This is a genomic window from Bradyrhizobium brasilense (genome assembly GCF_029714345.1).
In the GTDB taxonomy this organism is placed as follows: domain Bacteria; phylum Pseudomonadota; class Alphaproteobacteria; order Rhizobiales; family Xanthobacteraceae; genus Bradyrhizobium; species Bradyrhizobium australafricanum.
In genome coordinates, this window is sequence record NZ_CP121669.1 from 3,854,914 (window position 1) to 3,876,197 (window position 21,284).

The 21,284-nt window shown below is 65.1% G+C and carries 21 protein-coding genes; 16 read left to right on the top strand and 5 right to left on the bottom strand.

The window, feature by feature from the left end:
* Positions 1–20: 20 nt before the first annotated feature.
* From QA635_RS17960 to QA635_RS17975, 4 genes are all read right to left on the bottom strand, one after another.
* Entirely contained in the window at positions 21–1,508 is a 1,488-nt protein-coding gene (locus tag QA635_RS17960; protein ID WP_283070730.1) for a DUF1254 domain-containing protein, read from the bottom strand.
* Positions 1,509–1,764: 256 nt separating this feature from the next.
* Complete coding sequence (locus tag QA635_RS17965) at positions 1,765–2,736, bottom strand: helix-turn-helix domain-containing protein (RefSeq protein WP_283070732.1); 972 nt, start codon at positions 2,734–2,736, stop codon at positions 1,765–1,767.
* A 76-nt stretch (positions 2,737–2,812) separates the two neighbouring features.
* Positions 2,813–3,760: a helix-turn-helix transcriptional regulator gene (locus QA635_RS17970; RefSeq protein WP_283070734.1), complete on the bottom strand. Its 948-nt coding sequence runs from the start codon at positions 3,758–3,760 to the stop codon at positions 2,813–2,815.
* A 216-nt stretch (positions 3,761–3,976) separates the two neighbouring features.
* Complete coding sequence (locus QA635_RS17975) at positions 3,977–4,858, bottom strand: LysR substrate-binding domain-containing protein (protein ID WP_283070736.1); 882 nt, start codon at positions 4,856–4,858, stop codon at positions 3,977–3,979.
* A 181-nt stretch (positions 4,859–5,039) separates the two neighbouring features.
* On the opposite strand from QA635_RS17975, the gene QA635_RS17980 reads away from it, so the two are divergent.
* The 14 genes from QA635_RS17980 to QA635_RS18045 all read left to right on the top strand — a co-directional run bounded on the left by QA635_RS17980 (position 5,040) and on the right by QA635_RS18045 (position 19,223).
* Complete coding sequence (locus QA635_RS17980; protein WP_283070738.1) at positions 5,040–5,501, top strand: (2Fe-2S)-binding protein; 462 nt, start codon at positions 5,040–5,042, stop codon at positions 5,499–5,501.
* A gap of 3 nt (positions 5,502–5,504) precedes the next feature.
* Positions 5,505–7,682, top strand: a complete 2,178-nt coding sequence (locus QA635_RS17985; RefSeq protein ID WP_283070739.1) for a xanthine dehydrogenase family protein molybdopterin-binding subunit — start codon at positions 5,505–5,507, stop codon at positions 7,680–7,682.
* An 86-nt stretch (positions 7,683–7,768) separates the two neighbouring features.
* Positions 7,769–8,170 carry a hypothetical protein gene (locus tag QA635_RS17990; RefSeq protein ID WP_283070740.1) on the top strand — a complete coding sequence of 134 codons (402 nt, stop codon included), beginning with the start codon at positions 7,769–7,771 and terminating at the stop codon, positions 8,168–8,170.
* Positions 8,171–8,269: 99 nt separating this feature from the next.
* On the top strand, positions 8,270–8,671 hold the full coding sequence (locus QA635_RS17995) for a FixH family protein (RefSeq protein ID WP_283070741.1): 402 nt from the start codon (positions 8,270–8,272) through the stop codon (positions 8,669–8,671).
* Positions 8,672–8,682: 11 nt separating this feature from the next.
* A complete protein-coding gene (locus QA635_RS18000) occupies positions 8,683–10,125 on the top strand; it encodes an efflux RND transporter periplasmic adaptor subunit (RefSeq protein ID WP_283070742.1) in 1,443 nt (480 codons plus the stop codon).
* Positions 10,122–13,289, top strand: coding sequence for an efflux RND transporter permease subunit (locus QA635_RS18005; RefSeq protein WP_283070743.1), 3,168 nt, complete (start codon positions 10,122–10,124; stop codon positions 13,287–13,289). The genes QA635_RS18000 and QA635_RS18005 overlap by 4 nt, the downstream gene beginning before the upstream one ends.
* Before the next feature lie 127 nt (positions 13,290–13,416).
* On the top strand, positions 13,417–13,869 hold the full coding sequence (locus QA635_RS18010; RefSeq protein ID WP_283070745.1) for a hypothetical protein: 453 nt from the start codon (positions 13,417–13,419) through the stop codon (positions 13,867–13,869).
* 77 nt (positions 13,870–13,946) lie between these two features.
* On the top strand, positions 13,947–14,246 hold the full coding sequence (locus tag QA635_RS18015) for a hypothetical protein (protein WP_283070747.1): 300 nt from the start codon (positions 13,947–13,949) through the stop codon (positions 14,244–14,246).
* A 9-nt stretch (positions 14,247–14,255) separates the two neighbouring features.
* Positions 14,256–15,683: a TolC family protein gene (locus QA635_RS18020; protein ID WP_283070749.1), complete on the top strand. Its 1,428-nt coding sequence runs from the start codon at positions 14,256–14,258 to the stop codon at positions 15,681–15,683.
* A 12-nt stretch (positions 15,684–15,695) separates the two neighbouring features.
* The gene (locus tag QA635_RS18025; protein ID WP_283070750.1) at positions 15,696–17,051 is read left to right on the top strand and encodes a multicopper oxidase family protein; all 1,356 of its coding nucleotides are present in this window, start codon (positions 15,696–15,698) and stop codon (positions 17,049–17,051) included.
* Positions 17,052–17,092: 41 nt separating this feature from the next.
* Positions 17,093–17,566 carry a cupredoxin domain-containing protein gene (locus QA635_RS18030; RefSeq protein WP_253639544.1) on the top strand — a complete coding sequence of 158 codons (474 nt, stop codon included), beginning with the start codon at positions 17,093–17,095 and terminating at the stop codon, positions 17,564–17,566.
* Between the two features lie 29 nt (positions 17,567–17,595).
* The gene (locus QA635_RS18035) at positions 17,596–17,898 is read left to right on the top strand and encodes a copper-binding protein (RefSeq protein WP_057019685.1); all 303 of its coding nucleotides are present in this window, start codon (positions 17,596–17,598) and stop codon (positions 17,896–17,898) included.
* 150 nt (positions 17,899–18,048) lie between these two features.
* Entirely contained in the window at positions 18,049–18,798 is a 750-nt protein-coding gene (locus tag QA635_RS18040; RefSeq protein ID WP_283070754.1) for a cation efflux transmembrane domain-containing protein, read from the top strand.
* A 146-nt stretch (positions 18,799–18,944) separates the two neighbouring features.
* Positions 18,945–19,223 carry a hypothetical protein gene (locus QA635_RS18045; protein WP_057019637.1) on the top strand — a complete coding sequence of 93 codons (279 nt, stop codon included), beginning with the start codon at positions 18,945–18,947 and terminating at the stop codon, positions 19,221–19,223.
* A 178-nt stretch (positions 19,224–19,401) separates the two neighbouring features.
* Here the strand turns inward: QA635_RS18045 and QA635_RS18050 are convergent, their stop codons facing one another.
* Positions 19,402–19,950: a tetratricopeptide repeat protein gene (locus QA635_RS18050; RefSeq protein WP_225160214.1), complete on the bottom strand. Its 549-nt coding sequence runs from the start codon at positions 19,948–19,950 to the stop codon at positions 19,402–19,404.
* Positions 19,951–20,233: 283 nt separating this feature from the next.
* Between QA635_RS18050 and QA635_RS18055 the strand changes: the two genes are divergently transcribed.
* On the top strand, positions 20,234–20,554 hold the full coding sequence (locus tag QA635_RS18055; RefSeq protein WP_225160213.1) for a His-rich protein BRANT: 321 nt from the start codon (positions 20,234–20,236) through the stop codon (positions 20,552–20,554).
* A gap of 230 nt (positions 20,555–20,784) precedes the next feature.
* Positions 20,785–21,210 carry a hypothetical protein gene (locus QA635_RS18060; RefSeq protein WP_283070756.1) on the top strand — a complete coding sequence of 142 codons (426 nt, stop codon included), beginning with the start codon at positions 20,785–20,787 and terminating at the stop codon, positions 21,208–21,210.
* Positions 21,211–21,284: the final 74 nt, after the last annotated feature.

The window sequence follows — 21,284 nt, forward strand, 5'->3', positions numbered from 1 at the left end:
CGCCGTGACCTCGCGCCGCTTCACTTCACCTTCACGAGGTCATCCGGCTTCCAGGTCTGGTCGAAGAACTCGACGCCGGTGCCGTAGAGGCGCACGGCCGCCAGGAAATTCCGTCCATTGACGGTCTGGACGAAGTTGCTATCGGCGGCCTCCGCGGGCTTGCTGGGTCCGAACCAGATATCAATCGAGCCATCGCCGTTGGTCGCGACCTTGCCGAGGCTGTTGATCGACGGCAGCAATTGCGGCGTCTCGACCATCGTGCCGTCGGTGATGTTGTAGGCCGTGACGGCCCAGAACAGCGCGGCCGGCGGATGCGGCGGCAAGTGCAGTTTGTAGGTATTCCCGCCCGTGAGGAAGTCACCATTCGCGTCCTTCAACGCGAACGGATATTTCGACCCGGCGCCGATCGTCCGCATGACCATCGCGGACGCCGTCGAGAAGGCGATCTGGAAGTAGCTCGCACGCTGGTTGACGTCGAGATAGCCGTCCTGGAGCCATTCTGCGGTGCCGGCGGCCCACGTGTTCAGGTACTGGCGGTCCTTGTAGTATCGATCGCGCTGATCCGGCCGGCCGAGCTGCCGCATCGCGAGGATCATCTTGGGCGCGGTCTCGACTGCCTTTTGCAGCAGCGTCTGCTGCTTCTGGTCCGGATTGAACGGCTGCCCCTTGATCATTCCGATCGAGGCCAGCACGCCGCGCAGCTCGGGATCGATCGCCGAGGCCGGCTCATAGTCGATGAACGCCTTGAGCTTGGTCCAGAACGTATTGTCGACCGGGTACATCATGTTGATGCGCTTGCCGCTGGCGTTCGGAAATTGCATCGGCTTGACGTCCTTCTCCGGCGTCCACAGCGGGTAGACGCGCGTCTGCTCGGCGCCCGCGACGGCCTCCTTCGGATCCGGCGCGTTCTCGCCCTTCTTCATGACGGTGCGGAAGAACAGCAGGACGTTGTAGGTCTTCGATTTGAACGCGAAGTAGCCTTCCGGGATCTCGCCGCTGTAATCCGGCGGCAGCAGCAGATAGAGTCCTCCCCGCGCGCGGTCCGGGCCGATCAGTCCGACATCGGTGATCGTGCGCTGGAAGAAATCGGTGAACATGCCGATGACGTTGGCGGGCGCCGCAACAACCAGCGGGCCGGTCTCTTTCAGGTCGAGATAGCTCATCGAATAGATCACGTCGGCATTGGGCGTCGGAATCCAGGTGCGCGCATCCATCCGGTCCTTCCAGATCGGCAGGACGTTGTAGCCCTTGCCGAAGGTCGCCTCCGAGCCGTCCTTCATCCCGATCGTATTGAGCGCGGGCAGCATGGTCATGTAGGCGTGGACCGCACGCTGATAGAACAGCTCGTCGCGCAGATCCTCCGCTTCCTTCTGCGGCAGCCAGTTTCCGTTGTTGAGCTGCTTGACGAGAGGCGGTGACGCCGGTTGATCCTGCGCCACGGCGGGAACTGCGACGCACATCGAAGAGAGCAGGAGCGCTGAAGTCAGGATTGAGGTTCTCGTTGTCATCGGCTTCCTCATTTTGGTTGACTGGACACCCGCGTCCGTTGCGTTCGCTAAGATTCTCTACGTCCTTCGCCTGGCGGTACGAATTGATTAAATTCATTCAGCAAGGGACGGCGTCCGGGCACGCGTGCCGGCCGGTCTCGTCTGCCGCTTTCCCTTATGGTGATGCTCTCGATCGCGAACGTGTGCGAGCAATCAGGATATGTCTTGAGAACATCAGGCCGCTGAGGGCGCGTCTACGTAAATCGTGCCAATCTCATTACAACGGTGTGTCATGCTGCAGCGCACGGCCGAGCGCGAGGGTCGCGCTTGGACTCTCGCCAAACAGCGTTCGATAGTCGCGCGCCAGGCGGCCCATATCGCGGCCCACGCCCCAGCTTTGTGCCGCACTCGAAACGGTTGCCTCAGTGTGTGTGACCAAGTCTCGTCTGATCCGATGCAGCCGCAACCGGCGCACATAGTCTCGCGGCGTGTCATCCAACAGCTCCGAGAATGCACGGAAGAGTGTGCGGCGTGACGTCGAGGCCGCCTGCGACAGCGCCTCGATCGAGATCGGGGTGTCGAGATGGCGTGCGATGTATTTGCAGGCAGCGCGGACAATTTGCGCGTGGCTGCCCGGGTGCGACGTTTCGTCTCTTCCCAGCGGGGTTCGCGCGTAGTGGCTCACGATTGCCTCGATGAGCTTGCTGCCGATGCCGGGCCTGTCGATTTCGGCAGTTGATTTGGCGTTGTGGATGGCTGCGACCTGACCACTCAGCCAACGCACGGCGCTTGCTTCCAGCGGTGCCGGGTGAAGGCCGCTTCGGTCCAGGAGGTTGCGGTCCAGGGCAAGCCCATGATTGGCGAACTGCTGCTTCAATCGCGCAGCGGAAAGCGTCGCGGCGACGTACAACGCATTGCCGCGACACAAGAGGTCGCATTCCTCGCCGGGGAGCAGAACGCCGGCGCTTCCCTTTGACACATCGTTGAGCCAGAGCCGCGATCCGGAGCCGATGCGAAGGATCACGCCGAGCGTGATCGCATCGGCGGAGAACACGCCTCGCACGAGGACGTTGCCGTCGATCAGACCGCTGCTGAATGCAATGCCGTCGCGTGCGGCGAAGGCTAGGCTGCCCCGAACGCGGTGCCCTGGCATCTGGATCGCTTCCAGTTCGGCGCCGAAGATCGCGTTGCCGAGATCATCGATCCGGCAAATATCAAAGCGGTGCCACGTTTCGACGACAGCCGGCAAAACTCACCCCTTGGATCGATCAAGGGGTAGCATAGGAAGCCGAGGCAAGGCGTTCTACGTGGTTCGTGCCAATCTGCTACGAAAGGCGCGAGGCAGCGGAAACCGTCTCGCTCGGTCGTTCGCCGAACAACTCGCGATACCAACCGGACATCCGACCGAGATCGCTGATCCCCCATTGATTGGCGATGAGGGCGATCGTGCAGGCCCTTTCGGCGTCGCTCGCGAGATCGTGCCTGATGCGGTGAAGCCGCAGCTTCCGCACATAGCTGCGCGGCGTTTCTCCCAAAATTTCCTCAAATGCGCGAAAGAGCGTGCGACGCGAGGCGTAGGCGGACGCGGCGATCTGATCGACCGACAGTGGCTCGCAAAGATTTTCCTGAATGAAGGCCCGCGCTCGCTCGACGATCCTGCCGTGCTGGTTCAGCTGCCTGCCGACTTTCCGCTGATGCGGCGGACGGGCCAAATGCGCAATGAGTGCGGAAAGAAGCTGATCGGAAACCGGATTGTCCGCGGTGACGGTCCCAGCATGAATGCGCTGGAACAGATGGCGCAATCGGTTCATCAGGCCGGGTGAAAGCGGCCGTGCGTGGAGACCGGTTTCCCCGAGCGCAGTCCGGTCAAGGACCAGATCCTCCTCGGCGGCCTCCTGTTCCAGCTTCTCCGCCGACAAGGTGAGAGCCGCATACATCGAACCGGGCGCATAGAGCGCGTCATGATCGTCGTTGGGAAAGAAGACGCCCACAGTGCCGGGCTGTACTTCGTTCAGCCAATGCCGCGCGCCGGTCTCGAGCTTCAGAATGGCGCCGATGGTGATGTTGTCCCGGGATAGCGGGCCGAACAGGGAAACCCGCCCATTGATCAATCCGCTGCTGCACTCGATGCCGTCCGAGCTCGAAAAGACGAGACTGCCCGAGAGATGACCGCTCGACATCTGGGTCGCGTCAAGGCCCGCGCCGCGAACGGCGTCGCTCAGATCTTCAATTCTCGAAATGGGAAGGCGCGTCCAAACCTCGGCAGGCAGCATGTCGCGCCTCACTCGAACGGGAGCCGCCCGGGATCGGCGCGACGGCCTCATTGCACGTTCTCATCCTACGCGCTCCGTCGCGATGTCACAACCTTGGCCAGTGGCGAAACGTCGGTTCCAAGGTGCCGCCCGGCGGCAGTTGCGCAATGGTGGCAAGAGTTCCGAGCGGATCTCAGGAGCGTCAGAGCGATCATGTCGTCGTTGCGGCGATCTGTCTCAGCCGTAGGTCTCCACGATGAAGTCGATCAGCGCGCGCAGCTTCGGCGTCATCTTGCGATGCTTCGGCCACAGGATCTGGCGCGCGCGGGTCTGCGTCGCGTAGTTCGGCAGCAGGACCTGCAGCCGTCCCGCGGTGATATCGTAGGCCAGCAGCTCGTCGCGCATCAGCACGATGCCGGCGCCCGCCAGCGCCGCGTAACGGATGCCGAACGCGCTGTTGATGAAGAGGCGGCTCGCGACATCGACATGCACTTCGCCCTCCGGCCCCAAGAAGGTCCATCGCTGCCCGTCCGACCAGCCGGGGTAACGCAGGCATTCATGGCGGGCGAGATCCGCCGGATGGGTCGGCGTTCCGCGTTCGGCGAGATAGCTTGGCGCTGCGCAAACCACGCCGGTATAGGGCGACAGCGAGCGCGACATCATGGTGGAGTCGGTCAGCGTGCCGACCCGGATCGCCGCATCCAGCCCTTCCTCGAGCAGATCGACCATCCTGTCGCTGAGGATGAGGTCGACCGAGACTTCCGGGTATTTCTTCATGAAGCGGACAAGCGCGGGCGCCAGGCTGTACGACCCGAAGGCGACCGAGGTCGCCACGCGGAGCTTGCCGCGCGGCGCGCTGAGCGCCTCCTCGACCAGCGCATCGCCGGCCTCGGCCTGTTCAAGCAATTGCTTGCAGTGATCGAGATAGCTGCGACCGAGCTCGGTGAGGCCCTGCCGCCGGGTCGACCGATTGATCAATTGCGAGCCGAGCCGGTCCTCGAGAAAGCGGATATGCTTGCCGATCATGGTCGGCGACATCCGCAACTCCTTGGCCGCCGCGGTGAAGGAGCCGAGATCGGCGACGCGGGCGAACACGGACATGCTTGTCAGTCGATCCATGATTATAAACCAATGGTTATTTCACTGCGCATCAAGGTGCCACTTATGGGGCGCTGGAACTGTATTTATTACCATAAGTGAGCAATCGGCGCGATGATGCGTCCGATTGCTTCGAAATGCTGCCGATTTCGCCCGGAGGGACGCAATCCCGCCGGAGCCTGAACCAGACAGGAGTGTCACGATGCCCTTCCAGATCACGATCAATGGGACCAGTCATTCGGTCGATGCCGATGGCGACACGCCGCTGCTCTGGGTGCTGCGCGACGTGCTCGGCATGACCGGCACCAAGTTCGGCTGCGGCATGGCGCTGTGCGGCGCCTGCACGGTGCATCTCGACGACACGGCGGTGCGCTCCTGCATCACGACCATCGACAGCATCGGCGACTCCAAGATCACGACCATCGAGGCGGTCGGCATGACGCCGGCGGGCAAGAAGATTCAGGACGCCTGGCTCGCGCATGAGGTGCCGCAATGCGGCTACTGCCAGTCCGGGCAGATCATGTCGGCCTCCGCGCTGCTCGCGGGCAAGCCAAAGCCGACCGATGCCGATATCGATGAAGCGATGTCGGGCAATATCTGCCGCTGCGGCACCTATGTGCGCATTCGCGAAGCCATCAAGCAAGCCGCGCAGTCGGGAGGTTGAGCCATGACGCTGATCGACAATCTGTCCGAGCGCGCTGCCGACCTGTCGCGGCGCAACTTCCTTCGCGCCGGCGCGATCGCGGGCGGCGGTCTGCTGCTCAGCGTGAGCCTGCCGTTCGCCAGCCGCGAGAGCGAGGCGGCTGCCTCCGACGGCTTCGCGCCGAACGCCTTCGTCCGGATCGGCGGCGACGGCAAGGTGGTGCTCACCATGCCCTATGTCGAGATGGGGCAGGGCACCTACACCTCGATCCCGATGCTGATCGCCGAGGAGCTCGAGATCGGCCTGACGCAGGTCCGGCTCGAACACGCGCCGCCGAGTGACAAGCTCTACGCCAACCCGCTGCTCGGCGTGCAGGCCACCGGCAATTCGAACGCAATGCGCGGCGCCTGGCAGCCGATGCGCAAAGCCGGCGCCACCGCGAAGGCGATGCTGGTCGCGGCCGCGGCGAAACGCTGGAACGTCGAGCCGGGGACATGCCGCGCCGAGAACGGCGAGGTGCATCACGCGGCCTCCGGACGCAAGCTGGGTTACGGTGAACTCGCGACTGACGCGGCGCAGATGCCGGTGCCGGAGAATGTCACGCTGAAGAGCCCGTCCGAGTTCAAGCTGATCGGCACGCCGGCCAAGCGGCTCGATACACCCTCCAAGATCAACGGCACGGCGGTCTACGGCATCGACGCACGGCCGCCCGGGGTGAAGGTCGCGACGCTGGCGCAGTCGCCGGTGTTCGGCGGGCGGGTGAAGCGCGTCGATGATGCGGCGGCAAAGGCCGTCAAGGGCGTGCGCCAGATCGTCACGCTCGACGACGCAGTTGCGGTGGTGGCCGACCACATGGGGGCGGCGAAGAAGGGTCTCGCAGCGCTCACGATCGAGTGGGACGAGGGCCCTCACGCCAAGCTCGCCACATCGGATATCGCGCGCGAGCTCGAAGCCGCCGCCACCAAGCCGGGCGCGGTCGCGCAAAATATCGGCGACGCCGATAAGGCGATGGCGGGCGCAGCGACGAAAGTCGAGGCGACCTATCAACTGCCGTTCCTCGCCCATGCGACGATGGAGCCGATGAACTGCACCGTGCATGTGCGTTCCGACGGTTGCGAGATCTGGGTCGGCAGCCAGGCGCTCTCGCGTGCGCAGGCGGTGGCCGCGAAGGTGCTGAACATGCCACCGGAGAAGGTGGTGGTGCACAATCATCTGCTCGGCGGCGGCTTCGGCCGCAGGCTCGAGGTCGATGGTGTCATTCGCGCCGTGCAGATCGCCAAGCAGGTCGATACGCCGGTCAAGGTGGTGTGGACCCGCGAGGAGGACATCCAGCACGACATGTACCGGCCCTACTGGTGCGACCGGATTGCGGTCGGCCTCGATGCATCCGGCAAGCCGGTCGCCTGGAACAACCGCTTCGCCGGCTCGTCGGTGCTGGCGCGATGGGCGCCGCCGGCGTTCCGCAACGGGCTCGACCCCGACACGACCGAAGGCGCGATCGATCTCGTCTACGACATCCCCAACTTCCACGTCGAATATGTCCGGGTCGAACCGCCGGGCATTCCGACCGCGTTCTGGCGCAGCGTCGGGCCCTCGCACAACGTGTTCGTCACCGAAAGCGTGATCGACGAGCTGGCTGCGGCGGCGAAGCAGGATCCGATCGACTACCGCCGCGCGCTGCTCGGCAAGTCGCCGCGCGCCAAGGCGGCGCTCGAGCTCGCGGCGGCCAAGTCCGGCTGGGGCGGCAAGCTGCCGGCCGGGCGCGGACGCGGCGTGTCGCTGCAATTCGTGTTCGGCAGCTACCTCGCGCAGGTCGCCGAGGTCGAGGTCGCCAAGGACGGTTCGGTCCGTGTCCACCGCGTCGTCTGTGCGATGGATTGCGGCACCGTGGTCAATCCCGACACGGTGCAGGCGCAGCTACAGAGCGGCATCAATTTCGGCGTCACCGCGGCGCTCTACGGCGAGATCACGCTCAAGGACGGCCGCGTCGAGCAGACCAATTTCGACAGCTACCAGATGCTGCGCATCGATCAGGCGCCGGCGATCGAGGTCCATATCGTCCCGAGCGCCGAGCCGCCCGGCGGCATGGGCGAGACCGGAACCTCGGGCATCGTGCCGGCGATCAGCAACGCGATCTTCGCGGCGACCGGCAAGCGGCTGCGCAAGATGCCGGTCGATCCGGCGACCTTGAAGCAGACCTAGGAGGCGAGTGAGAGCTCCCCGGGTGCTGGCGCGATCGTGAAGCCGGACGGATTTGCGCCGTGCACTGATCCGTGCGAGAAGCGGGCATGCATCTGAGGCGGCTCGCCAATCTCTGGATTCTGCTGCTCGTCGCGGCCGGGCTGTTGCTCGCGCCCGTGGCGCCGGCATTTGCCCGGATGATGCCGGATGCCTCGGCCGCTGCGATGCAGGCGATGCCGGACGATCACGCCATGTCTGGACAGGCGATGTCCGAGCAGGCGATGGCCGACGACATGCCGTGCTGTCTGGACCAGGGCAAGAGCAAGGGCTGCGACGACTGTCCGTTCCTCGCGCTCTGCATGTTGAGCGTTTCGCTGCCGGTGCCCGCCGGCGCCATGTCGCTGGTCGAGCGCGATCCGCTGCGCAGCCGGATCGCCGCCCATGACGACCGTCTGCTCGACGGCCTTGGCGCCAAACCTCCCGACCATCCGCCTCGAACCACCGTCTGACGGGCGCGCAAGCGCCTGATCGCTGACGCGTGCGCCAATGGCGCGCGTGCCTTTGCATGCCGCTCACGCGGTTCATCAGACGTATCGAGGATCATCACCATGAAGTCATTCCACCTGGCGCGCGCCACTGCCGCCGCGCTGATCGGCGTTGCCGTGACGGGCATGTCTGCCCACGCCGAGATCAAGAACTACGAATTCCAGCTGGTGCAGCCGACGGTCAAGGCGGGTGTCGATCGCATCGTCACGGTGCGGCTGGTCGACAAGACGAGCGGGAAAGCCGTGCCCGATGCGGTTATCTTCTCGACCCGGCTCGACATGGCGCCCGATGGCATGCAGGAGATGGCTACCAAGGTGACGCCGATGCCGGGCACCGAGCCCGGCACCTACCGGTTCAAGGCGACCTTCGGCATGGCCGGGCGCTGGCAATTGTCGCTCGGCGCCAAGGTGCAGGGCGAGACCGGCGCGGTCGAGAACAAGCTCGTCGTCACGGCCGAGCAATGAGCCGCCGAGCAATGGGCGCCTTAACATGGGCCGGCGCTGCCGCTGCGATCGCGGCAGCGGCCGGCGCCGCATGGATCGGCCGCGACCTGCCGCCGCGGCCGGCGATCGCTGCGATCGTCGCCGTCGCGCGGGCGGCGGAGACTGCTGCGCCGATCTACTACCGCGATCCCGACGGCAAGTCGCTCTATTCGGCGACACCGAAGAAGACGCCTGACGGGCGCGACTATCTGCCGGTGTTTGCCGATGACGAGGGCGGTGCCGGCGGGCCCGGGCAATCGGCAGACGTGAGCGCGCCCGCCGCGAAAGGCGAGCGCAAGGTAAAATATTATCGCAATCCCATGGGACTTCCCGACACCTCGCCGGTACCGAAGAAGGATTCCATGGGAATGGATTACATCGCCGTCTATGACGGCGATGACAGCGACGACGGTTCGATCACGCTGTCGCCCGGCAGGATCCAGCGCAGCGGCGTCAAGTCCGAGCCCGCGCAGATGCGCCGCATCCGCACGCTGGTCCGCGCACCCGGCACGATCCAGCTCGACGAACGGCGGGTGTCGGTGATTGCAATGCGCGCCGAGAGCTATGTGCAGAAAGTCGCCGACGTCACGACCGGCAGCCGCGTGACGAAGGGCCAGCCGTTGATGGAGATCTACAGCCCGGCAATATCGTCCGCTGCGGCCGAATATGTCGCGACCATCACGTCGAAGGCGACGGCGAACATCGAGCCCTACGGGCGCGGCTCCAAGCAGCGGCTGACCAATCTCGACGTTCCCGAACCGGTTATCGTCGAGATGGAGAAGAGCCGGACGGTTCCGATCGCGATCCAGTGGCTGTCGCCGCGCGACGGCATCGTGCTGCAGCGCGCCGCCATCGAGGGCATGCGCGCGCAGCAAGGCGACGTGCTGTTTCGGATTGCCGACGTCTCTGTCGTGTGGGCATTGGTCGACGTTGCCGAGCGCGATCTCGGCAATATCGTGGTCGGGCAGAACGTGAACGTGCGGGCGCGCAGCTATCCTGGCCGCAGTTTCGTCGGCCGGATCAGCGTGATCTATCCGCAGGTCAACAAGGAGACGCGCACCGCGCGGGTGCGGATCGAATTGCAGAATGCCGACTTCGCACTGCTGCCGGACATGTATGTCGACGCCGAGATCGACACCGGCGGCGCGGCGCCGGTACTTGCGGTAGCCGATAATTCCATCCTCGACACTGGCAGCCGCCAGAGCGTGCTGATCGACCGCGGCAACGGGCGATTCGAGCCGCGCGAGGTCAAGCTCGGGCGGCGCGGCGAGGGCTATGTCGAAATCCGCGACGGCATCGCCGAGGGCGATGCGGTCGTGACATCAGCGACGTTTCTGATCGATGCCGAAAGCAACCTGAAGGCGGCGATCAAGGGCTTTGCCGAGGCCGGTGCTGCCCAGGCGGGCGAGGGCGACAAGACGGGGGAGCGGCGATGATTGCCCGTGTCATCGCCTGGTCGGCGCGTAACCTGCTGCTGGTGCTGTTCGGCACCGCCTTCGCGGCAGCCGCGGGCCTCTACGCGCTGCTGCATCTGCCGCTCGATGCGATCCCCGATCTCTCCGACACCCAGGTCATCGTCTACACCGAATATCCCGGCCAGGCGCCGCAGGTGATCGAGGACCAGGTCACCTATCCCCTGACCACGGCGATGCTGACGGTGCCGAAGTCGAAGGTCGTGCGCGGCTTCTCGTTCTTCGGCGTGTCCTTTGTTTATGTCATCTTCGAGGACGGCACGGATATCTACTGGGCGCGCTCGCGGGTGCTCGAATTCCTCAACGGTGCGGCGTCGCGGCTGCCGGCCGGCGTCTCACCGACCATCGGGCCCGATGCGACCGGGGTCGGCTGGGTCTACCAGTATGCCGTGATGTCGAAAGAGCTGAACCTTGCCGACACCCGCACGATCCAGGACTGGAACCTGAAGTTCGCGCTTGCGCGGGCGGAAGGCGTGGCCGAGGTCGCAAGCGTCGGCGGCTTCGTCAAGCAGTACAATGTGATTCTCGATCCGCAGCGGATGCGCGACCGCGGCATCACCATGCAGCGGATGCGCGATGCGATCCGCGCCAGCAACGCCGATGTCGGCGGCCGCACCGTCGAGCTCTCCGAGTTCGAATATGTCATCCGCGGCAAGGGCTATCTGAAGGACATCAACGATCTCGGCAATATCGTGCTGAAAACCGACAGCGGCACGCCGGTGCTGCTGCGCGACGTCGCCCGCGTCGAGCTCGGCCCCGACGAGCGGCGCGGCATCGCTGAACTGAACGGCGAGGGCGAGGTCGCGAGCGGCATCGTGCTGCAACGCTTCGGCGTCAACGCGCTCGACGTGATCGAGAACGTCAAGAAGCGTTTCAGGGAGATCGCGACCAGCCTGCCGAAGTCGGTCGAGATCGTGCCGGTCTACGACCGGTCCAATCTGATCTATGCGGCGATCGACACGCTGAAGCGGACGTTGCTGGAGGAGAGCGCGGTGGTCGCGCTGGTCTGCATCGTGTTCCTGCTGCATGTCCGCAGCGCGCTGGTCGCGATCCTGATGCTGCCGGTCGGCGTCTTGATGGCATTCGGCGCGATGAAGCTGCTCGGCATCGGCTCCAACATCATGAGCCTCGGCGGCATCGCGATCGCGATCGGCGCCATGATCGATGCGGCGATCGTGATGATCGAGAACGCGCACAAGCACCTGGAGCGCGCCGAGCCCGGGCGGTCGCGGGTCGCGATCCTGATCGAGGCCGCGGCGGAGGTGGGGCCGGCGCTGTTCTTCAGCCTGCTGATCATCACCGTGTCCTTCATGCCGATCTTTACGCTGGAATCGCAGGAGGGACGGCTGTTCTCGCCGCTCGCCTTCACCAAGACGTTCGCAATGGCGGCCGCGGCGCTGTTGTCGGTGACGCTGGTGCCGGCGCTGATGGTGATCTTCGTCCGCGGCAAGATCGTCCCCGAGCACAGAAATCCGATCAATCGTTTCCTGATCTGGATCTACCGTCCGGTCATCAACGGCGTGTTGCGGGCGAAGACGCTGGTGATCCTGCTGGCGCTCGGCGCCGTCGCCGTCTCGATCTGGCCGGCCCGGCAGCTCGGCACCGAGTTCATGCCCGACCTCAACGAGGGCACGCTGCTCTATATGCCGACCACGCTGCCGGGGATTTCGGTGACCAAGGCGGCCGAGCTGTTGCAGATGCAGGACCGCATCATCCGTAGCTTTCCGGAAGTCGCCTCGGTCTACGGCAAGGCCGGCCGCGCCGCGACCGCGACCGATCCGGCGCCGTCGGAGATGTTCGAGACCATCATCAATTTGAAGCCGAAACCGCAATGGCGCGCCGGCCTCACGCTCGACCGCCTGATCGCCGAGATGGACAAGGCGCTGCAATTCCCCGGCGTATCCAACGCCTGGACCATGCCGATCAAGGCGCGCATCGACATGCTCTCGACCGGGATCCGGACGCCGGTCGGCGTCAAGGTGATCGGGCCAGATCTCGCCGTGATCGACAAGCTCGCCCGCCAGGTCGAGCAGGTGGTGAGGGGCGTGCCCGGCACCTCGTCGGCCTATGCCGAGCGCAGCCTCGGCGGCTATTATCTCGAGATCACGCCGAAGCGTGAGGCCTTGTCGCGCTATGGGATCGCGGTGCAGGACGTGCAGGACACCATCGCGACCGCGCTCGGCGGCCAGAGCGTGACCACGACGGTCGAGGGACGCCAGCGCTTCACCGTCAACATGCGCTATCCGCGCGATTTGCGCGACAATCCGGGCGCGATCGCCAGCGACATCCTGGTGCCGATGCCGGCGGGCGGCGCGGTGCCGCTCGGCGAGGTCGCCGACATCGCGCCGGCGCGCGGGCCGACCACGATCCGGACCGAGAACGGGCAACTCGCCACCTACATCTATATCGACATCCGCGATCGCGATCTCGGCGGCTATGTCGCGGACGCGCAGCGCGCGGTGCAGGCCGGCGTGCAGTTTCCGCCCGGAACCTACGTGGTCTGGAGCGGGCAGTACGAATATCTCGAACGCGCCGCCGCGCGGCTCAGGATCGTGGTGCCGGTGACGCTGTCGATCATCTTCCTGCTGCTCTATCTCAATTTCCGCTCGGTGGCGGAGACCATGATCGTGATGCTGTCATTGCCGTTCGCGCTGGTCGGCGGCTTCTGGCTGATGTGGGCGCTCGGCTTCAACCTGTCGGTTGCGGTCGCGGTCGGCTTCATCGCGCTCGCCGGCGTCGCCGCCGAGACCGGCGTCGTGATGCTGATGTATCTCAACCAGGCGCTGGGCGAGATCACCGCGCGTCGCGCTGAGGAGGGACGCACGATCGATCGTGACGATCTCCATCGCGCGATCATCGCGGGCGCGGTCGAGCGCGTCCGGCCGAAGATGATGACGGTGGTCGCCATCATGGCCGGGCTGTTGCCGATCATGTGGAGCACCGGCACCGGCTCGGAGATCATGCAGCGCATCGCGGTGCCGATGATCGGCGGCATGATCTCGTCGACGCTGCTGACGCTGATCGTGATTCCCGCGATCTTCGCCGTCGTGAAAGGGGTCAGGCTTGGCACGAGAGTTTCGGCACGCGAAGTTGCTCCCAGTGCCGCGCGCCAGCAGGCAAGGATGTGATGGAAACATGACGCCTGTTGGTAGTTTCAAATCGGATTGAATGATACCCCAAGGGGGTATATAGCTGATGGCGGTTTGCAGCGAGCTGATTTGCGGTTAGCTTGCGGCGGTCGGAGATGCGAAGCGGGTGCTGGTGCGATTGACGAGATCAGGGCGGGTGCGGGCGGGATGTTCCATCATCCTGGCCTATCTGTTTTGCGTGCTCGCGCCGTCCTTCGCGCTTGCATTCGGGGCGCCGTTTCCGTGCCTGACCGATGAGGTGCAGCCCGCCGCCGCGGCGCATGTTCACGCGGCGTCGATGGCGCATGCCGAAGCCGTCACGCACGATCATGCCGCCCACGATCATGGCGGCATGCACATGCAACACGCAGCCGATGATGCTGCGCCGCCTGTGAAGCATAGCCACGACGGCAAGAGTTCGCCGGGGCCGTGCTGCGCGTTGATGTGCGTATCGGCGCTGCCGGCCGATCTTCCATTCGTCGCTGCTCCCCAGCATCCGATCGCCACGCGTCCTTCCGAGGCTTATCAGAGCCTGCGGAGCGAGGCGCCTCCGCGCCTCTATCGTCCCCCTATCGCCTGATCGTTCGCTGACATCGTGGCGGTGCCGCACGCTTGCGTGCGCACGCCTGTTATTCATCGGATGATCGGGACAGATCCATGTATTCGCATCTCGGGGCGAGGCTCGCCGCCGTGGCCACCAGGCTTGGCCGGCGCGCGTCATCGATATTCCTGCCGCGGATGGCCGCCGCCATCCTCGCATCTGCACCGCTCGCCGGCTGCATGGCCGACGGCCGGCCGGTCGCCGTCGCAGGCGATCCGGCAAATCCGGCGGCGGGGACGGCCGCCGTCGGCTACCGCTCGACGATCGCGCCCTACAGCAGCCTGCGTCCGTCGACGCCGCAGCCCTGGCGCGAGCGCAATGACGGCGTGACGCCGCCGGCCAAGCCGGAACAGTAGGAGGGCGCCATGCGACATCGGATCATCGTGCCGATCCTGCTGCTTGCGTCATCCGCGCTTGCGGGATGCGCGTCGTTCTCGCCCGACACCGGCATGGGCGTTGTCTCCGAGGTGACCGAGCAGGCGATCGGCAAGGACGTCGCCTTCGTGCGGTCGGTGGATGAGGCCGCGACCGTTGACGCCGCAGTGAAGCGGCTGCTCGCGCACAATTTGACGGCGGATGCCGCCGTGCAGGTTGCGCTCTTGAACAACAAGGGTCTGCAGGCCGCCTATAACGAGCTGGCGCTGGCGGAGACCGATTACGTCGCCGACAGCCTGCCGCCGAACCCGACCTTCTCGGTCTCCCGCATCAGCGGCAACGGCGCCAGCGAGGTCGAGCGGCAGGTGGTCGGCGACATCCTGGCGCTGGCGACCCTTCCGGCCCGCTCCGAGATCGCGCGCGAGCGCTTCCGCCAGGCGCAGCTCAAGGCCGCGCTCGCCACCTTGCGGCTTGCCGCCGAGGTGCGGCGCAGCCATGTCGCGGCCGTCGCGGCAAATGAGATGGTCGCGCTGCTGACGGATGCGAAGGCGACCGCGGAGTCGACCGCGCAGCTCGCGAAAAAGCTCGGCGAGACCGGCGGCATGAACAAGCTCGACCAGGCCCGCGAGCAGGTGTTCTACGCCGAGATCACCGCCGACCTCGCCAGCGCGCGGCAGAATGCGGCGAGTTCGCGCGAGCGGCTGGCGCGCCTGCTCGGATTGTGGGATGGCGATCTTGGCTTCCGGATCCCCGGCAAGTTGCCATTGCTGTTGAAGCGGCCATTGGAACAGCCGTCGATCGAGATCGCCGCGGTCGGTCACCGCGTCGACCTGCAGATCGCACGGATGGAAATCGTCGCGCTCGCCAAGGCGCTCGATCTCACCGAGGCGACGCGCTTCGTCACGTTGCTCGACGTCGCCGGCATCGACAAGCGGACGCACGATCCCGAAGCCCCGCCGTTCAGGGAGCGCGGCTTCGACGTCCAGTTCCAGATTCCGATCTTCGACGGCGGCGAGGTGCGAGTACGGCAGGCGGCGGAGATCTACCGCCAGGCGATGAACCGCCTGACCGAGAAGGCGATCAACGTCCGCTCCGAGGCGCGCGACGCTTACCGCGTCTACCGCTCGACCTACGACATCGCGCGCCATTACCAGCGCGAGGTGCTGCCGTTGCGGCAGATCATCACCGAGGAGATGCAGCTGCGCTTCTCCAGCATGCAGGTCGACGTGTTCGCGCTGCTGACCGAAGCGCGGCAGCGGCTGGCCTCGCTGCGCGCGGCGATCGACGCCAAGCGCGACTTCCTTCTGGCGCAATCCGAGCTGCAGACCGCGATCAACGGCGGCGGCTCGGCCGGCGCAGCATCGACACCGTCTTCCATCGCCTCGGCCGCGCAGCCCGCGGCCGGTGGTGGTCATTGAATGGAGCAGCACATGTTTTCACGACGAGGATTTCTGGGCAGCGCGGCGCTGGTGACGGCAAGCGCGGTCAGCGGCCGCGTCCAGGCCGCCGCCATTCCCGAAGCACCGACCATGGACAAGGCGGTGATGCAGCCGCCGCTACATCCCGCCAGCGGGCCGGACTACCGGCCGGTCGTCACGCTCAACGGCTGGTCGCTGCCGTGGCGGATGAACGGCGACTGGAAGGAATTCCATCTCGTCGCCGAGCCCGTGGTGCGCGAATTCGCCGACGGCATGAAGGCCAATCTCTGGGGCTATAACGGCCAGGCTCCGGGACCGACCATCGAGGCGGTCGAGGGCGACAAGGTCCGCATCTTCGTCACCAACAAACTGCCGGAGCACACCACGGTGCACTGGCACGGCATGATCGTGCCGTCAGGCATGGACGGCGTCGGCGGACTCAACCAGCCGCACATCAAGCCGGGCAAGACCTTCGTCTACGAGTTCGAGATGAAGCACAGCGGGACCTTCATGTACCACCCGCATTCCGACGAGATGGTGCAGATGGCGATGGGCATGATGGGCATGTTCATCGTGCACCCGCGCGATCCTGCGTTCCGTCCCGTCGATCGCGATTTCGTCTTCATCATGAGCAGCTACCTCATCGACCCCGGCACCTATCTGCCGAAGGTCAATGAGATGACCGACTTCAACATGTGGACCTGGAACAGCCGCGTCTATCCTGGCATCGATCCGATGCCGATCCGTCTCGGCGACAGGATCCGCGTGCGGATCGGCAACCTGACCATGACCAACCATCCGATCCATGTGCACGGGCACAATTTCGCGGTGACCTGCACCGACGGCGGCTGGGTGCCGGAGAGCGCGCAGTATCCGGAGACCACGACCGACGTGCCGGTCGGCGCGGTCAGGGCGTTCGACATGCTCGCCGACAATCCGGGCGACTGGGCGTTCCACTGCCACAAGTCGCACCACACCATGAACGCGATGGGCCACGACGTCAGAAACTTCATCGGCGTGTCGCGCCAGGATCTGGCCAAGGCGGTCGGCAAGCTCGCGCCCGACGCGATGGTGATGGGATCGACCGGCATGGCGATGGGCAACATGGAGATGCCCGCGCCCGACAACACGCTGCCGATGATGACCGGCACCGGACAATTCGGGCCGATCGAGATGGGCGGCATGTTCACGGTGATGAAGATCCGCGAGGGGCTCGGCCGCGACGATTACGCCGACCCCGGTCCGTACAAATATCCGCCGGGCACGGTTGCCTATGAGGTCGAGGCGCCTGCCACCGAGCCCGCGCGCCAGCCGCCGGCGGCGCCCGGGCGGAAGGCCAAGCCATCGATGAAGGGAATGAAGATGTAGCGGACCCAGCTCACTCACCAACGACAAGCATCAAACACAGAATGGAGAATCCAGTGAAGCAACTCACCAGCATCGGCATCGCGCTGATTGCGCTGTCGGTCACCGCAGTGCCGTCGCGCGGTCACGAGAAGCACGGCCATGAATCCTATTCGGCCGGCGAGCCCGGCGATCCGAGCAAGCCCTCGCGCACGGTCGAGGTCGAGATGAAGGAGATGGAGTTCACGCCGTTCCGCATCGAGGTCAAGCGCGGCGAGCAGATACGCTTCGTGATCCGCAATGCCGGCACCGAGGATCATGAATTCCTGCTCGCGACCACCGAAGAGAATCTGAAGCATGCCGAAGTGATGAAGAAGCATCCGCACATGGAGCATGACGATCCGAACGGCGTTCGCCTCGCACCGAAGAAGAGTGCGGAGATCGTCTGGAAGTTCACCAAGGCCGGAACGTTTGAATATTCCTGCCTGATCCCGGATCACCGCGACTACGGGATGACCGGCCGCGTCATCGTGAAATGAAACCAGCAACGAAAGAAAGCACAACAATGATGAACAGGATGATCCAACTTGCTGGCGCCGGCGCGTTCGCGCTGGCTCTGACCCTGGGCGCGGCGCTCGCGCAGGCCGCCGCGATCAATGGCGAGGTCAAGAAGATCGACGAGGGAGCCGGCAAGATCACGCTCAAGCACGGCCCGGCCAAGAGCCTTGGCATGGACGAGCCGATGACGATGGTTTACCGGGTCAAGGATCCTGCGCTGCTCAAGCAGGTCAAGGTCGGCGACAAGGTCCGGTTCGAGGCCCAGGAGGGCGACGGCGGCTACACGGTCACCGCGATCCAGAAGGCGAAGTGAGGCGACGGCCCGCATCAGCAGGTTGGGCTGTCGGCTAAACCCAGCCGGCAGCCCTTGAACCCGCGACGCATGATCGCCGGAGCTGTTCCGGATGGATCGGCTTGAATGCGTTGCGTGGCCGGCCTTATCCTGTCGTCTGGAGGACGAGCGATGAACGATTGCTGCGAGCAGAAGACGACCGAATGCTGCGCACCACCGCCGTTGACGCTGCCGGTCAAGGCTCGCGTGCGGGCAGGGGACCGCGATCGCGCGGCCGATTCGTGCGGCTGCTCGGGCGGCGTTCCGGTCTTTGACGGTCTCGATCCGCGCTACAGGCGCGTGCTCTGGACGGTGATCGGCATCAATGGCGCGATGTTCCTGACCGAGATGATCGCGGGTCAGCTTGCCGGATCGCAGGCGCTCAAGGCCGATGCGCTCGACTTCCTTGCCGATACGGTCACCTATGGACTGAGCCTTGCGGTGATCGGCGCCGGCCTGCGTGTGCGCGCCTCCGCTGCGCTGTTGAAGGGCGCGTCGCTGAGCTTGATGGCGCTGTGGGTGTTCGGCTCGACCGTCTACCAGACAATCGTGCTCGGCGTGCCGAAAGCCGAGGTGATGGGCGCCATCGGCGCGTTGGCACTCGCGGCCAATCTAGGCTCGGTTCTGCTTCTGCTGCCGTACAAGGACGGCGATGCCAATGTCCGCTCGGTCTGGCTCTGCTCGCGCAACGACGCGATCGGAAACCTCATCGTGATGGCGGCCGCTCTCGGCGTGTGGGGATCGGTCTCGGCCTGGCCTGACCTTGCCGTCGCCACCGTGATGGCGGCGATATTCCTCACCTCGTCGGTGCAAATCCTGCGGCAGGCATGGGCCGAATATCGCGAGGCGGCGCTACGCAGCCCGTCAGCAGCGCATGGCTGAGGAGGCCGCAAACGCGCGGTGCTTCCTGCGACAGGCCGCGCCAGGGCGGAAATTTGCCGCGCATTTACCTTAAATCATGGCTCCGTGGGAACGTCCGTGGCAGCGGCGCGTTGCTGTGCATCATTCGAGCGCAGAAGGCCCCCTCCATGACAATCAACGCGGCAATACTGATGGCGGCATTGGTGCTATCGGGAACCGTGTTGGCGCAAAGCTCCGGCCCTTCGGCCGGCTCGGCGGGGGCCGGGCAGGCCGCCAACGTGACCACCACCGGCGAGGCGCTGAACAGCGCCAAGAAGACCGGCAACAGCGGGCCGCCGGTCGAGAAGGCCGCGCGTCCGGCCAAGCCGGATGCCGGCGCCGCGGGCAACACGGTGGGGGCGAGCCGCCCGCAAAAGCCGGATCGTCGCCTCGAGCATTATCCGTAATCTCCATCCGTAACGATTATGCTGATCCGTGGGATGGGTGGAGCGAAGCGATACCTATCAGCTCTGATCCGCGCGGAAGCAGGATGGGTTTCGCTGCGCTCTACCCATCCTACGCAGCAAAAAGCCGGCGCAGTCGTCGTGACCACGCCGGCTCGATGCAGGAAGCGGCTGCCTTAACTCAGTAAACCAGGCCGGTGCCCGGGGGCTTCTCCAGCGCTGCGGCGAGCGAGCGATATTCGTCGCTGTTGGTGCCGGCGAGCTGGGCGATGCGGTTCAGGTGGTACTGCGCCTGATCGCGGTTGCCCTGTTCGACCTGCCAGAGGCCGTAATACTGCCAGGTGCGCACGTGGGCCGGGTCGGCCTTCAGCGCGCGCTCGTACCAGATCTGCGAGACCTTGTAGTCGCCGAGCTTGCGATAGGAGTAGCCGATCAGGTTGGCGACGTCGGCGCGATCATCCTGGCCGAGCGCCTTCAGCTGCTCGATCGCGGCGGTATAGTCGTTCTTGTCGTAGATCGTGGTGTAGGCGGCGCGATAGCCGGCCAGGAACTTCTGATCGTCGATCGCGGAGCTCTTGTCCTTCTTCGCCTTCTTGCCCTTGCTGCTGCCGCTGTCGGAAGCCGGCGGCGAGGGATTGTCGCTGCCCGCGGCATAGGCCGAGATGACCGGCCCGGAGGCGAGCGTCATCGAGAGCACTGCGAGGCCCAAAAACTTCGTCTTCCTGCTCATTCCTGGTTGCTCCTGATCGTTCCTGATCGTGCTCGGTAATCCTACACCGAAGCCTGATGACTTGAACACCCAGGGGTGCAGAACATTCCCGGCCGATCCCACGATTGCGTGATCCTGCTTTTCCGCCCGAGAGGAGAACATGACAGAGATGTCATGCACATGAATGAAGTCCGTCAGGGTCCTTCAGAACGGGTTCAGTGCGCGGCCCATAAGGTCACGTGCATTGATCGGTGAGGCCGACCATCCGGCCGGAGACCTCTCGATCCCGACGAGGAGGACCATCATGCTGAAGACGATTTCCGCCGCGCTGCTCGCCATGTCCGTGATCGCAGCGCCCGCGCTCGCCGCCGAGACCGGCAAAGCCGCAACGCCCGCGCCGGCGACCACGACTGCCCCGGCAACCAAGGCCGCTCCCGTGATCAAGAGCGAGCAGCTGCCGTCGAAGGTGCGCAACGCCAACGCCAAGATGCACCACAAGCACTATCGCCATCACCGCCACCACAAGCACATGGGCATGCTGAAGGTGAAGTCGCCGAAGCATGCGACCAAGCACGTCCACGCGAAGGTCGCGACCAAGCACGTCGCGCCGGCCAAACGCGGCTGACCCAAGCGCGGTTGAATCTGATCCGAGGGGCGTAGTTTCGATCCACATTGCCCCGCTGCGCCTTTTGGATGCAGAACCGGCCCGTCCGTCCATTGCTTCCCCAATGGCGACGGGCCGGAGTGCGTCCGGCTCCGGTTGTGAACCCGGGCGAGGAATAACCGAGTTGCGAATTCCCTTCGGCCGCCCGGCGGTTTATGAGACGCCTCTGGGGACTCAGGGAACAGCGTCGTTTGCGGATTTCATCACAACTGGCAGCCATCCTGCTGCTCTCGCTTCCGCTCGCCGGCTGCCTCGCCAGCGACGACGGCGGCAGGCCGACCACGTTCACCGATGATCGGGGCGTCGCCAATCAGCCGTTCCCGGACCGTTACCGCGACCAGATCGTAGCCTTCATGCGGACCTACCTGAACAATCCGGTCGGCGTCCGCGAGGCTGCTATCGCCGAGCCGGTGCAGCGCACGGTCGGCGGCCGGCTGCGCTACGTCGTGTGCCTGCGCTACAGCGCGAAGGATACCGACGGCAATTACCGCCCCGCCCGGGAGCGCGGTGTCCTGTTTGTCGACGGCCGGCTCGACCGCATCCTCGACAACCCTGCCGAGCCCTGCGCCGGCGCGTCCTACGCGGCATTTCCGGAACTGGAAAAGATGCCGCGCTAAGGCATGATCCGGAAAAGTGTGAAGCGGTTTTTCCGAAAAGATCATGCCCGAACGAGGGGCAGAAGCGCGATCTG

Excerpts from the sequence above, each read along its gene's own strand:
- QA635_RS17960 (WP_283070730.1), bottom strand. The coding sequence starts at position 1,508 with ATGACAACGAGAACCTCAATCCTGACTTCAGCGCTCCTGCTCTCTTCG.
- QA635_RS17970 (WP_283070734.1), bottom strand. The coding sequence starts at position 3,760 with ATGCTGCCTGCCGAGGTTTGGACGCGCCTTCCCATTTCGAGAATTGAA.
- QA635_RS17975 (WP_283070736.1), bottom strand. The coding sequence starts at position 4,858 with ATGGATCGACTGACAAGCATGTCCGTGTTCGCCCGCGTCGCCGATCTC.
- QA635_RS17980 (WP_283070738.1), top strand. The coding sequence starts at position 5,040 with ATGCCCTTCCAGATCACGATCAATGGGACCAGTCATTCGGTCGATGCC.
- QA635_RS17985 (WP_283070739.1), top strand. The coding sequence starts at position 5,505 with ATGACGCTGATCGACAATCTGTCCGAGCGCGCTGCCGACCTGTCGCGG.
- QA635_RS17990 (WP_283070740.1), top strand. The coding sequence starts at position 7,769 with ATGCATCTGAGGCGGCTCGCCAATCTCTGGATTCTGCTGCTCGTCGCG.
- QA635_RS17995 (WP_283070741.1), top strand. The coding sequence starts at position 8,270 with ATGAAGTCATTCCACCTGGCGCGCGCCACTGCCGCCGCGCTGATCGGC.
- QA635_RS18000 (WP_283070742.1), top strand. The coding sequence starts at position 8,683 with ATGGGCGCCTTAACATGGGCCGGCGCTGCCGCTGCGATCGCGGCAGCG.
- QA635_RS18005 (WP_283070743.1), top strand. The coding sequence starts at position 10,122 with ATGATTGCCCGTGTCATCGCCTGGTCGGCGCGTAACCTGCTGCTGGTG.
- QA635_RS18015 (WP_283070747.1), top strand. The coding sequence starts at position 13,947 with ATGTATTCGCATCTCGGGGCGAGGCTCGCCGCCGTGGCCACCAGGCTT.
- QA635_RS18020 (WP_283070749.1), top strand. The coding sequence starts at position 14,256 with ATGCGACATCGGATCATCGTGCCGATCCTGCTGCTTGCGTCATCCGCG.
- QA635_RS18025 (WP_283070750.1), top strand. The coding sequence starts at position 15,696 with ATGTTTTCACGACGAGGATTTCTGGGCAGCGCGGCGCTGGTGACGGCA.
- QA635_RS18030 (WP_253639544.1), top strand. The coding sequence starts at position 17,093 with ATGGAGAATCCAGTGAAGCAACTCACCAGCATCGGCATCGCGCTGATT.
- QA635_RS18035 (WP_057019685.1), top strand. The coding sequence starts at position 17,596 with ATGAACAGGATGATCCAACTTGCTGGCGCCGGCGCGTTCGCGCTGGCT.
- QA635_RS18040 (WP_283070754.1), top strand. The coding sequence starts at position 18,049 with ATGAACGATTGCTGCGAGCAGAAGACGACCGAATGCTGCGCACCACCG.
- QA635_RS18045 (WP_057019637.1), top strand. The coding sequence starts at position 18,945 with ATGACAATCAACGCGGCAATACTGATGGCGGCATTGGTGCTATCGGGA.
- QA635_RS18050 (WP_225160214.1), bottom strand. The coding sequence starts at position 19,950 with ATGAGCAGGAAGACGAAGTTTTTGGGCCTCGCAGTGCTCTCGATGACG.
- QA635_RS18055 (WP_225160213.1), top strand. The coding sequence starts at position 20,234 with ATGCTGAAGACGATTTCCGCCGCGCTGCTCGCCATGTCCGTGATCGCA.